Below are 12,761 nucleotides of genomic sequence, written 5' to 3'. Positions count from 1 at the left end.
CACCCCGTCTTGACAGAAGCGCAAATGACGCCCCCAGCAGAAAAGTGCTTATAATGCCCAGCGTTTTTTTCCGCTTTTTACTGCCGGCCCAGGCTGTTCTGTGTGTTACCGGAACCCTGTCGCCAAATTCATTCTTTGCCCTGGATGTCCAAAAGCCTTGATTCGTCTGCTGAAATTTTTCGGTTGGTCCATCGTCGCCGTTTTCTGCGGACTGCTTTTAGGTCTCAGCGGCGCGTTTCTTTACCTTAGTCCGGGTTTGCCGTCTGTGGAGGCGCTGAGAAGCATTCAGTTGCAGATTCCGCTGCGGGTCTACAGCAGCGACAACAAGTTGATCGCAGAATTTGGCGAAATGCGCCGTACTCCGATCCGTTTCGCCGACATTCCGCCCAATTTCATTAATGCGTTACTAAGTGCTGAAGACGACAATTTCGCCAACCACTATGGCGTCGATCCGAGCAGCCTGATGCGTGCCGCAACCCAACTGGTCAAAAGCGGACACATTCAGTCCGGCGGCAGCACCATCACCATGCAGGTGGCGAAGAACTTCTTCCTGACCAGCGAGCGCAGCTTCTCGCGCAAAACCACGGAAATCCTCCTGGCCCTGCAGATCGAACGGCAGTTGACCAAGGACGAGATCCTCGAGCTGTACGTGAACAAGATCTATCTGGGCAACCGTGCCTACGGCATTGAGGCGGCGGCGCAGGTGTATTACGGCAAGTCGATCCGCGACATCAGCCTGGCGCAGATGGCGATGATCGCCGGCCTGCCGAAAGCCCCGTCGCGCTTCAACCCGCTGGCCAACCCGGCACGCAGCAAGGAACGTCGCGACTGGATCCTCGGCCGCATGTACAAGCTCGGGAAGATTTCCGAGGCTGACTACACCGCTGCGATCAACGAGCCGCTGAACGCCAGCTACCACGTACCGACCCCGGAAGTGAACGCGCCGTACATTGCTGAAATGGCCCGCGCCGAAATGGTCGGCCGCTACGGCAGCGACGCCTATACCGAAGGTTTCCGCGTCACCACCACGGTGCCGAGCAACTTGCAGGAAATGGCCAACACCGCCCTGCACGAAGGCTTGATGACCTACGACCAGCGTCATGGCTACCGCGGCCCCGAGTCGCGCCTGCCGGGCAAGACCCACGAGGCATGGGCGACCGAGCTGACCAAGCAGCGCACTATCAGCAGCCTGGAGCCGGCCATCGTCACTCAGGTCGACAAGAATGGCTTGCAGGTGCTGACCCGTACCGGCGAAGAGCACGTTGCCTGGGACACCATGAAATGGGCGCGCCCGTTCCTCAATACCAACAGCATGGGCGCCGCACCGCGTCAGCCGTCGGATGTGGCACAGGTCGGCGACCTGATTCGCGTACAGCGTCAGCCGAACAACTCGCTGAAGTTCAGCCAGATCCCGCAGGCGCAAGGCGCGCTGGTATCGCTGGATCCGCAGAACGGCGCGATTCGCTCGCTGGTCGGCGGCTTCGCATTCGAGCAGAGCAATTACAACCGCGCCCTGCAGGCCAAACGTCAGCCAGGTTCGAGCTTCAAGCCGTTCGTCTACAGCGCTGCGCTGGACAGCGGCTACACCGCCGCAACCCTGGTCAACGATGCCCCGATCGTGTTCGTCGACGAGTACCTGGACAAAGTCTGGCGGCCGAAGAACGACACCAACACCTTCCTCGGTCCGATCCGTCTGCGCGAAGCGCTTTACAAGTCGCGTAACCTGGTGTCGATCCGCCTGCTGCAGGCGATGGGCGTGGGCAAGACCATCGACTACATCACCCGCTTCGGCTTCAACAAGCAGGATCTGCCGCCGAACCTGTCGCTGGCCCTGGGCACCGCGACTCTGACCCCGATGGAAATCGCCACCGGCTGGAGTGCTTTTGCCAACGGCGGCTTCAAGATCACCCCGTACATCATCGACAAGATCGAAAGCCGTAACGGCGACACGCTGTTCGTCGCCAACCCGCCGACCGTGCCACAGGGCAGCTCGGCCACAGATGGCCTTGCCGCGCCGGCGTCTCAGCCGATCACCGTCAACGCCGCGCCAGTACCGGGTGAAGCCCCGGGCGCTGCCGCCGCGCCACAGGCACCGGCCGTGGCCGAGCGGATTGTCGATGGCCGCACCACGTACATCCTCAACAGCATGCTGCAGGACGTGATCAAGCTCGGCACCGGTCGCCGCGCACTGGCCATGGGCCGCAGCGACATCGCAGGCAAGACCGGTACCACCAACGAATCGAAGGATGCGTGGTTCTCCGGTTACAACGCCGATTACGTGACCACCGTGTGGACCGGTTTCGACCAGCCGGAAAGTCTCGGTCGCCGCGAGTTCGGTGGCACCGTGGCACTGCCGATCTGGATGAACTACATGTCGGCTGCGCTGAAGGACAAGCCGCCGCACGTGCAGCCTGAGCCGGAAGGCATCCTCAGCCTGCGGGTGGATCCGGCCAGCGGTCGCGCGGCAACGCCAAGCACACCGGGCGCGTACTTTGAGCTGTTCAAGTCTGAAGACACCCCGCCGTCGGTGAATGAGCTGGGCAATGGCACTGCGCCAGGTAGCCCGCTGCCAGCGGATGAGCAGGCGCCGATCGACCTGTTCTGATCCACTGCCACTGAAAAGCCCCGCCTTCGAGAGAAGTGCGGGGCTTTTTATTGCCTATCGGTTTTGTATGGCCTGGGCCGGCCTCTTCGCGAGCAAGCCCGCTCCCACAGGGTTTTGCAGTATTCACACACTTCATGTACACCCCCAGATTCCTGTGGGAGCGGGCTTGCTCGCGAAGGGGCACTGAAGAACACCACAAATCACACAGGCACAAAAAAGCCCCGACTCTCACGAGCCGGGGCTTTCAGTTGAAGCGCTACAACAACTTAGCCGTTGAACACGTCATCCACGCTTTTCAGCGGGTAGTTCTTCGGATACGGCAGGGTTGCCACACCCGTCTCGATCGCGGCCTTGGCCACAGCGTCGGAGATCAGGGTGATCAGGCGCTTGTCCATTGGCTTCGGAATGATGTACTCACGACCGAATTCCAGCGGCGCACCGCCGTAAGCATCGCACACGTCCTGAGGCACTGGCAGTTTGGCCAGTTCACGCAGGGCGTTGGCCGCAGCCACTTTCATCTCTTCGTTGATGCGCTTGGCGCGAACGTCCAGGGCACCGCGGAAGATGAACGGGAAGCCCAGTACGTTGTTGACCTGGTTCGGGTAGTCGGAACGACCGGTGGCCATGATCACGTCGTTGCGGGTGGCGTGCGCCAGCTCCGGGGAGATTTCCGGATCCGGGTTCGAGCAGGCGAAGACGATCGGGTTGGCCGCCATCGACAGCAGGCCTTCCGCGCTCAGCAGGTTCGGGCCCGACAGGCCGACGAACACGTCAGCGCCTTTCAGAGCATCAGCCAGGGTGCGCTTGTCGGTCGCGTGAGCGAACACGGCTTTGTACTGGTTCAAGTCGTCACGGCCGGAGTGAATCACGCCGGTACGGTCAACCATGAAGATGTTTTCGATCTTCGCGCCCATGCTCACCAGCAACTTCATGCAGGAGATGGCCGCAGCGCCGGCACCGAGGCAGACAATCTTGGCTTCCGGCAGGGTTTTGCCGGCGATTTCCAGGGCGTTGATCATGCCCGCAGCGGTCACGATCGCGGTGCCGTGCTGGTCATCGTGGAATACCGGAATGTCGCACTGCTCGATCAGAGCGCGTTCGATCTCAAAGCACTCAGGTGCCTTGATATCTTCCAGGTTGATGCCACCGAAAGTGATGGAGATACGTTTTACGGTGTCGATGAAGGCTTGCGGGCTTTCGGAGTCGACTTCGATGTCGAACACGTCGATGCCGGCGAAGCGCTTGAACAGCACACCTTTACCTTCCATCACTGGCTTGGAAGCCAATGGGCCGAGGTTACCCAGACCGAGAATCGCGGTGCCATCGGAAATGACTGCAACCAGGTTGCCCTTGCCGGTGTATTTGTAGGCCAGTTCAGGATCGCGGGCGATCTCACGCACTGGTTCAGCTACGCCGGGGCTGTAGGCCAGCGACAGGTCGCGGGCGGTAGCAGTGGCCTTGGTGAGCTCGACACTCAGCTTCCCTGGACGAGGATTGGCATGATATTCGAGAGCGGCAGTTTTCAGATCAGACATTTTGGCATTCCGCTTTTTACTGTTGGACAGACTGGTCAGCGAGGATACGCGCCTCGCAAAGTCCCCACAAGACTGAGCAGTCACCCCTGTCAAGCGCCCTGTCCTACGACTTTGGGCCAAGAGCCACGGCGCACAAGGGCTTGACTGTTCACAATCGATAGAAAAAATGTCTACAATTTTCTTTAGCGCAGCACTTGCAACATCGAAGGATCGGTCAGCGACAGCAGCCAACGTGACTGACCGGATTGCAGTCCACCGCGCCGCGAACGATCGACGATCCAGCCACGAGCCTCGATCTGCTTGCCTTTCAGCGCCTGCAAACGGGCATTGTCGAATTGTCCGACCAGATTGGGTGCAACGCGCAGTACAAGCAAGCCCTGCAACTCGATCCAGATTCCGCCGCGATTGCGCTGAACCTTGCTCACACGCCCACTGATCACGGCGAAACCCGAGCGCTGGATCTGCTCCACTTTCAGTACAGGTGACTGCCGCCAGAGGCCCAGCCCGGCCTTTCGCGCACTGCGTTCGGCGGCTTGCTGACAGGCAACAAGATCGACATTCGGCGCGACTGCGACCTGGAAACCGAGGCCATCGGCGAGCATTTTCGCTTCGAGATTGGCGCCACTGGCGCTGTAAATATACGCAAGCGTACGGCCGTAATGGTCTTTGGCTTGCTTGCCGGGCAGCAAACCGACGCGTCCGCCGCTGGCATCCACCAGCGCTTGCAGGCGTTTGCGTGCCGCCACCGCAAAGGGTTCGTCGCTGCGGCCCTGCTTGCCCAGTTCAGGTGTGTTGAGGCCGATCATCCGTACGCTGCGCCCATCGCTCAGGCGCAGCGTGTCGCCATCGACTACGCGCTGCACGGCAACGCTGGTCAGTCCCGCAGGTGCCGGGCAAAAGGCCTGTGCACCGGACAGCCAAATCGCAGACACAAAAAAGGCGCCCGCAAGGGACGCCTTTTTCATCAGTCTGGAGAAGTCGAAACGACCTTCCAAAATGATCAGCCTCAGGCTTTTTTGCCAACGCCGAAAGTAGCGAAACGGTCTGCGAACTTCTGCACGCGGCCGCCGGTGTCCAGAGTCTTCTGCTTACCGGTGTAGAACGGGTGGCATTCGTTGCAAACGTCGATCGCCAGGGCTTTGCCGAAGGTCGAACGAGTTTCAAACTTGTTACCGCACGAGCAGGTAACAGCGATTTCTGGGTAATTCGGGTGGATATCGGCTTTCATGGTGTATTCCTCAGGCTAGCGTGCCGCCACCCAACACTATTGTTGAATACCGCACGTAATTAGGCCGCGGATTCTACCAGACAATGTCAATCGCGCAAGCTGTCCCTGAGACCGACCGTCTGCTAGGCTCCCGGCCCATTGCGCTGTCCCTGTGGGAGCGAGCCTGCTCGCGAAGACGATCTATCAACCAGCATATCAGCCGCCTGACACACCGCTTTCGCAAGCCGGCTCGCTCCCACAAGTTATGTACGCAGTCCTTTTAATCGCCTGTTGATCGAGACCCCCCGCGTGCCCGACGCCATTCTGCGCCTCGCCCTGCCTTCGCCCCTGCGCCGCCTGTTCGACTATCGAGCGCCGGTCGGGGTGCTGCGTGCCCAGTTGCAGCCAGGCATGCGCCTGCGGGTGCCATTCGGTCGACGCGAGATGATCGGGATTCTGGTCGAGGTCACGGACACCAGCGAAGTGCCGGCGGAGAAACTCAAACCGGCGCTGGCCCTGCTCGATACCGAGCCGCCGCTGCCGCCAGCACTGTTCAAGCTGTGCCTGTGGACATCGCAGTATTACCAGCACAGCCTCGGCGACACATTGAGCTGGGCACTGCCGGTGCTACTGCGTCAGGGCGAACTGGCCGAGGCCCGTCAGGAACGTTTCTGGTCGATTACACCCGGGGCCAGCCTGGATGATCCGCGCATCGCCCGCGCCCCACGGCAACGTGAAGCGCTGGCGACGCTCGCGCAACACCCGCACGGCGTCGCCCATCAGTTGTTGAGCAAACTGATGCTGAGCAAAGACAGCCTCGACCTGTTGCTGGCCAAGAATCTGGTACAAGTGGAGATCCGGCGGCACGCCCCCGGCGTGCGCCATGAGCACTGGCTGGCGCAACCGGAGTTGCCGCTGAACAGCGAGCAACGCGCCGCATACGAGGCGATCCGCGCCGGCTTTGACAGTTACCACGCCTTTCTCTTGGCCGGGGTCACCGGCAGTGGCAAGACTGAAGTCTATTTGCAGTTGATTCGCGAAACCCTTGAAGCCGGCAAGCAGGCGCTGGTGCTGATCCCGGAGATCAACCTCGGCCCGCAGACCCTGGCGCGCTTCGAGCAGCGCTTCAACGCCCGCATCGCCTTGCTGCACTCAGCGGTCAACGACCGCGAGCGCCTCGACGCCTGGCTCGCCGCCCGTGACGGCGAGGCCGACATTATTATCGGCACCCGCTCGGCGCTGTTCACGCCGATGAAGAACCCGGGGCTGATCATCGTCGACGAAGAGCACGACGGCTCCTATAAACAGCAGGAAGGCCTGCGCTACCACGCCCGCGATCTGGCGCTGGTGCGCGCACGCCAGGAAAACATCCCGATCGTCCTCGGCTCCGCCACGCCGTCGCTGGAAAGCCTGCACAACGCCTACACCGGTCGCTACGGCCTGCTGCGCATCAACGAACGCGCCGGCGGTGCCAAGCAACCACGCTTCTTGCGTCTGGATGTGAAAAGCCGTCCGCTGGACAGCGGCATTTCCGGGCCGATGCAGCAAGCCATCGGCCAGACCCTCGCGGCCGGCCAGCAGGTGCTGGTGTTCCTCAACCGGCGCGGCTTTGCGCCGACGTTGCTGTGCCACGATTGCGGCTGGATGTCCGAGTGCTCGCGCTGCGATGCGCGGATGACCGTGCACCAGCGCTATGGCGAGCTGCGCTGCCACCATTGTGGCTACGTCGAACGCGTGCCGCGCCAGTGCCCCAAGTGCAACAAGGTCGATCTGCGCCCGGTGGGTGCCGGCACCGAGCGCGCCGAGGAACGGCTGGCGATTCTGTTCCCGGATTACCCGGTGCTGCGCGTCGACCGCGACAGCACTTCGCGCAAGGACGCGATGAATCAGTTGTTCGCGACGATTCAGAAGGGCAAGCCGTGCATTCTGGTCGGCACACAGATGTTGGCCAAGGGGCACCACTTCCCCCGGGTCACACTGGTGTCGATTCTCGATGCCGACGGCGGGCTGTTCTCCGGCGACTTCCGCGCCAGCGAGCGCATGGCGCAATTGATTGTGCAGGTGGCCGGGCGCGCAGGCCGGGCGGAAGAGCCGGGCAAGGTGATCATTCAGACGCATCTGGCCGACCATCCTTTATTGGTGCAATTGACCGAGCAGGGTTACTTCGCCTTTGCCGAGCAGGCTTTGAGTGAGCGCCGCGCTGCGGGTTTGCCACCGTTTTCACATCTGGCGTTGTTGCGCGCCGAAGCGCACAAGCCGGGGCAGGCCGAAGGCTTTCTCGATGAAGCCTGCAGCGCGGCCGAGCGCTTGCTCACTGAGCAGAAGCTGACCGGCATCGAATTGCTCGGGCCGGTGCCGGCGCCAATGGAGCGCCGCGCCGGACGCTATCGTGCACAGCTGTTGGTGCAAGCGACGGCGCGGGCGCCGCTGCATCGGCTGCTCGCCAGTTGGTTGCTGGAGCTGGAACAGATGCCGAGCGGGCGGGCGGTGCGCTGGTCGCTGGATGTTGATCCCGTGGATTTGTATTGATCTGAACATCGCCTTCGCGAGCAGGCTCGCTCCCACGAGGGATTGATGCCAGACACATAATGTATGAACACCGCAGATCCAACGTGGGAGCGAGCCTGCTCGCGAAAGCGCGCTATTTGTCACCACACATCCACATCCTGCCTGCTAAGGTTGGCAAGCCCGTCTTCGCAACGGATAATGCCCAGTTTTTCCACCCGCGCATCGATGCGCCGCCGCGCTTGCGGTCGAAAGAGAAGACCATGAAAGACACCATTCGCCAGCTGATCCAACAAGCCCTCACCCAACTCGTCAACGAAGGTGTGTTGCCTGAAGGCCTGTCGCCGGCGATTCAGGTGGAGAACGCCCGTGACAAGACCCACGGCGACTTCGCCAGCAACATCGCCATGATGCTGGCCAAGCCTGCGGGCATGAAACCGCGCGATCTGGCGGAGAAAATCATCGCCGCGCTGCCGGCCGACGAAAACGTCACCAAGGCCGAAATCGCCGGCCCAGGCTTCATCAATTTCTTCCAGAACACCCAGGCCCTGGCCTCGCGTCTCGACGCGGCGCTTGCCGACGCCAACGTGGGCGTGCGCAAGGCCGGCCCGGCGCAACGCACCGTGGTTGACCTGTCGGCGCCGAACCTGGCCAAAGAGATGCACGTCGGCCACTTGCGCTCGACCATCATCGGCGACGGCGTGGCTCGCGTGCTTGAATTCCTCGGCGACCAAGTGATCCGCCAGAACCACGTGGGCGACTGGGGCACCCAGTTCGGCATGTTGATGGCGTATCTGCAGGAAAACCCGATCACCAGCGACGAGCTGTCTGATCTGGAAAACTTCTACCGCGCCGCCAAGCAGCGTTTCGACGAGTCCGAAGAGTTCGCCGACCGCGCCCGTGGCCTGGTGGTCAAGCTGCAGGCCGGTGATGCCGAGTGCCTGGCGCTGTGGACCAAGTTCAAGGACATCTCGCTGTCGCACTGCCAGAAGATCTACGAACTGCTCAACGTCAAACTGACCATGGCCGACGTGATGGGCGAAAGCGCCTATAACGACGACCTGATCAACGTGGTCAACGACCTGAAGGCCGCTGGCATGCTGGTCGAAAGCAACGGCGCGCAGTGCGTGTTCCTCGACGAGTTCAAGAACGCCGACGGCGACCCGCTGGCGGTGATCATCGTCAAGGCTGACGGCGGCTACCTGTACGCCACCACTGACCTGGCCGCCGTGCGCTATCGCAGTGGCAAGCTCAAGGCTGATCGTGCGCTGTACTTCGTCGACCAGCGTCAGGCCCTGCACTTCCAGCAAGTGTTCGCCGTGGCACGCAAGGCCGGTTTCGTGACCCATCCGATGGAGATGGAGCACATGGGCTTCGGCACCATGAACGGCGCCGATGGCCGTCCGTTCAAGACCCGTGACGGCGGCACCGTGAAGCTGATCGACCTGCTGACCGAAGCGCAGGAACGTGCCTACAACCTGGTGAAAGAAAAGAACCCGGAGCTGGCTGAAGACGAACTGCGCAACATCGCCAAAGTCGTCGGCATCGGCGCGGTGAAATACGCCGACCTGTCGAAGCACCGCACCAGCGACTACAGCTTCAACTTCGACCTGATGCTGAATTTCGAAGGCAACAGCGCGCCGTACCTGCTATTCGCCTACACCCGTGTCGCTGGCGTATTCCGCAAACTCGGCAAGGACTTCAGCGAAGTCGATGGCCAGATCGTCCTCGAAGCCGCGCACGAGCAAGAGCTGGCGGCGAAGCTGGCGCAGTTCGGCGAAGTGCTGAACAGCGTCGCGGAAAAAGGCACCCCGCACATTCTCTGCACCTACCTGTATGACGTCGCCGGTCTGTTCTCCAGCTTCTATGAGAACTGCCCGATCCTCGCCGCCGAAACGCCGGCCCAGATGCAGAGCCGTCTGCGTCTGGCCGCGCTGACCGGTCGCACTCTCAAGCAAGGCCTGGAACTGTTGGGCCTGGAAACTCTGGAGCGCATGTAAGTTGGCTGCCAAGAAAAAACCTGCACCCAAGCGTGGCGCCAGCCGTTACCAAGCTCCTGCAAAGCAACCGATCCCGGGTTGGCTGTGGATGGCCATCGGCCTGACGGTCGGTGCGTTCATCGTGTTCCTGATGAAACTGGAGCCGGGCAAGGGCAGCGACACGGTCAAACGCGAGAAAGTCGAGCAAGCGCAACAGCAGAAAGCGTCGAAGATCGCCGAGGCCAACAAGACCCCGCCGAGCCCGACGCAACCGGTGAAGCCGAAGTACGACTTCTACACCCTGCTGCCGGAATCGGAAGTGATCGTGCCGCCGGATGCGGTGCCGGAGAAGACTCTGCCGACGCCACAAGTGCCGAACATCCCGACGACTCCGGTGACCCCGGCGGAAGCGGCGAAGATCGACACCGCGCGCGCTCAGGCAGCCCTGGCCGGGATCACCCCGCCGCCAGCGCCACCGGTGAGCAAGGCCGCACCTGTGACCAAGTTCTTCCTCCAGGCCGGCTCGTTCCGCAAAGAGGCGGATGCGGACAAGGTTCGGGCGCAGATCATTCTGCTCGGCCAGGCCGTTTCGGTTGAGTCGGGCACGGTGAAGGACGAAACCTGGTACCGCGTATTGGTCGGCCCGTTCAGCAACCGCGAACAACTGACCACCGCGCAGAAACAACTGGCGGGCAGCGGCTTCAGCAATTTGTTGTTACAACAACGCCAGAGCCGCTGAAGCTCGGCCGATCGTTCCCACGCTTTGCGTGGGAACGCCTCAAGGGACGCTCTGCGGCCCAGCAGTGAAGGGACGCGGAGCGTCCCGGGCTGCATTCCCACGCAGAGCGTGGGAACGATCAAAATACAAGACACCGCTCGTCCCATCTCCTGCGCTACGGTTGAAATCCTCTCCAGCACCCCCATATGAATGGGCATAAGGCACTTTCGCCCCGCTGTGTGGAGACTCTTCCCTTGACCACCATCGTTTCAGTCCGCCGCCACGGCAAAGTCGTCATGGGCGGCGACGGCCAGGTTTCTCTGGGCAACACCGTCATGAAAGGCAACGCGAAGAAAGTTCGCCGTCTGTACCACGGCCAGGTCATCGCCGGTTTCGCCGGTGCCACCGCCGACGCCTTTACGCTCTTCGAACGTTTCGAAGGCCAGCTCGAGAAACATCAGGGCCACCTGATCCGCGCCGCTGTCGAACTCGCCAAAGAATGGCGCACCGACCGCTCCCTCAGCCGCCTTGAAGCCATGCTCGCGGTCGCCAACAAGGACGCCTCGCTGATCATCACCGGCAACGGTGACGTGGTCGAACCCGAAAACGGCCTGATCGCCATGGGTTCCGGTGGCGGTTACGCCCAGGCTGCAGCCAGCGCACTGCTGAAAAAGACCGACCTGTCGGCCCGTGAAATCGTCGAAACCGCTCTCGGTATCGCCGCCGACATCTGTGTATTCACCAACCACACTCAGACCATTGAGGAGCAGGATCTCGCTGAAGAAGCCTGAGTCGGCCTTGTGCCACGGCTTGTTTCTGCTTGAGGACCGTCAATTATTATGTCCATGACTCCCCGCGAAATCGTCCACGAACTCAACCGCCACATCATCGGCCAGGACGATGCCAAGCGCGCCGTCGCGATTGCCTTGCGCAACCGCTGGCGCCGCATGCAGCTGCCTGAAGAGCTGCGTGTTGAAGTGACCCCGAAGAACATCCTGATGATCGGCCCGACCGGTGTCGGTAAAACCGAAATTGCCCGTCGCTTGGCGAAACTGGCCAACGCGCCGTTCATCAAGGTCGAGGCGACCAAGTTCACCGAAGTCGGCTACGTTGGCCGTGACGTCGAATCGATCATCCGTGATCTGGCCGACGCCGCGATCAAGATGCTGCGCGAGCAGGAAATGACCCGCGTGCGTCACCGCGCCGAAGACGCCGCCGAGGATCGCATCCTCGACGCGCTGCTGCCACCGGCGCGCATGGGCTTCAGCAATGAAGAAACCCCGAGCACCGATTCCAACACCCGCCAACTGTTCCGCAAGCGCCTGCGCGAAGGTCAGTTGGACGACAAGGAAATCGAGATCGAAGTCGCTGAAGTGTCCGGCATCGAAATCGCCACGCCGCCAGGCATGGAAGAGATGACCAGCCAGTTGCAGAACCTGTTCGCCAACATGGGCAAGGGCAAGAAAAAGGCCCGCAAGCTCAAGGTCAAGGAAGCGCTGAAGCTGGTGCGCGACGAAGAGGCTGGCCGCCTGGTCAACGAAGAAGAGTTGAAGGCCAAGGCGCTGGAAGCGGTCGAGCAGCACGGCATCGTGTTCATCGACGAGATCGACAAGGTCGCCAAACGCGGCAATGTCGGCGGTGCCGATGTGTCCCGCGAAGGCGTACAGCGCGACCTGCTGCCGCTGATCGAAGGCTGCACCGTCAACACCAAGCTGGGCATGGTCAAGACCGACCACATCCTGTTCATCGCCTCCGGTGCGTTCCACCTGAGCAAGCCGAGCGATCTGGTGCCGGAACTGCAGGGCCGTCTGCCGATCCGCGTCGAACTCAAGGCGCTGAGCCCGGAAGACTTCGAACGCATCCTCAGCGAACCGCACGCCTCGCTCACCGAGCAATACTGCGCGCTGCTGAAAACCGAAGGCCTGAACATCCAGTTCCAGCCCGAAGGCATCAAGCGTCTGGCGGAGATAGCCTGGCAGGTCAACGAGAAGACCGAGAACATCGGTGCCCGTCGCCTGCACACGCTGCTTGAGCGTCTGCTGGAAGAGGTGTCGTTCAGTGCCGGCGACCTGGCCAGCACCCACGATGAGAAGCCGATTCTGATCGACGCCGAATACGTCAACAGCCACCTGGGCGAATTGGCGCAGAACGAAGACCTGTCCCGTTATATCCTGTAGGTCACCTTCTGTGTGGGCGGGCTTTTGTGGTGAGG

General features: G+C 61.6%; 9 protein-coding genes. 6 read left to right on the top strand and 3 right to left on the bottom strand.

Annotated features, from left to right (window positions below; all coding sequences use genetic code 11):
• Nucleotides 1–160: 160 nt before the first annotated feature.
• Complete coding sequence (locus QMK55_RS15560; protein WP_371859052.1) at nt 161–2,605, top strand: penicillin-binding protein 1A; 2,445 nt, start codon at nt 161–163, stop codon at nt 2,603–2,605.
• Nucleotides 2,606–2,871: 266 nt separating this feature from the next.
• Here QMK55_RS15560 and QMK55_RS15555 read toward each other — a convergent pair whose 3' ends face one another.
• The 3 genes from QMK55_RS15555 to rpmE all read right to left on the bottom strand — a co-directional run bounded on the left by QMK55_RS15555 (nt 2,872) and on the right by rpmE (nt 5,368).
• Entirely contained in the window at nt 2,872–4,140 is a 1,269-nt protein-coding gene (locus tag QMK55_RS15555) for a malic enzyme-like NAD(P)-binding protein (protein ID WP_102355620.1), read from the bottom strand.
• A 182-nt stretch (nt 4,141–4,322) separates the two neighbouring features.
• Complete coding sequence (locus QMK55_RS15550) at nt 4,323–5,105, bottom strand: thermonuclease family protein (protein WP_320330260.1); 783 nt, start codon at nt 5,103–5,105, stop codon at nt 4,323–4,325.
• 41 nt (nt 5,106–5,146) lie between these two features.
• Nucleotides 5,147–5,368, bottom strand: coding sequence for a 50S ribosomal protein L31 (gene rpmE, locus QMK55_RS15545; protein ID WP_064585593.1), 222 nt, complete (start codon nt 5,366–5,368; stop codon nt 5,147–5,149).
• Nucleotides 5,369–5,656: 288 nt separating this feature from the next.
• On the opposite strand from rpmE, the gene QMK55_RS15540 reads away from it, so the two are divergent.
• The 5 genes from QMK55_RS15540 (at nt 5,657) to hslU (ending at nt 12,726) form a co-directional block, all read left to right on the top strand.
• Nucleotides 5,657–7,876: a primosomal protein N' gene (locus tag QMK55_RS15540; protein WP_320329511.1), complete on the top strand. Its 2,220-nt coding sequence runs from the start codon at nt 5,657–5,659 to the stop codon at nt 7,874–7,876.
• 239 nt (nt 7,877–8,115) lie between these two features.
• Complete coding sequence (argS, locus tag QMK55_RS15535; RefSeq protein WP_320329510.1) at nt 8,116–9,852, top strand: arginine--tRNA ligase; 1,737 nt, start codon at nt 8,116–8,118, stop codon at nt 9,850–9,852.
• Between the two features lies 1 nt (nt 9,853).
• Nucleotides 9,854–10,570 carry an SPOR domain-containing protein gene (locus tag QMK55_RS15530; protein ID WP_127648626.1) on the top strand — a complete coding sequence of 239 codons (717 nt, stop codon included), beginning with the start codon at nt 9,854–9,856 and terminating at the stop codon, nt 10,568–10,570.
• A 233-nt stretch (nt 10,571–10,803) separates the two neighbouring features.
• Nucleotides 10,804–11,340: an ATP-dependent protease subunit HslV gene (gene hslV, locus QMK55_RS15525; RefSeq protein ID WP_003220875.1), complete on the top strand. Its 537-nt coding sequence runs from the start codon at nt 10,804–10,806 to the stop codon at nt 11,338–11,340.
• A gap of 48 nt (nt 11,341–11,388) precedes the next feature.
• On the top strand, nt 11,389–12,726 hold the full coding sequence (hslU, locus tag QMK55_RS15520; RefSeq protein WP_320329509.1) for an ATP-dependent protease ATPase subunit HslU: 1,338 nt from the start codon (nt 11,389–11,391) through the stop codon (nt 12,724–12,726).
• Nucleotides 12,727–12,761: the final 35 nt, after the last annotated feature.

Source organism: Pseudomonas sp. P8_229, assembly GCF_034008635.1.
In the GTDB taxonomy this organism is placed as follows: domain Bacteria; phylum Pseudomonadota; class Gammaproteobacteria; order Pseudomonadales; family Pseudomonadaceae; genus Aquipseudomonas.
This window is presented reverse-complemented; position numbering and strand designations above follow the sequence as displayed.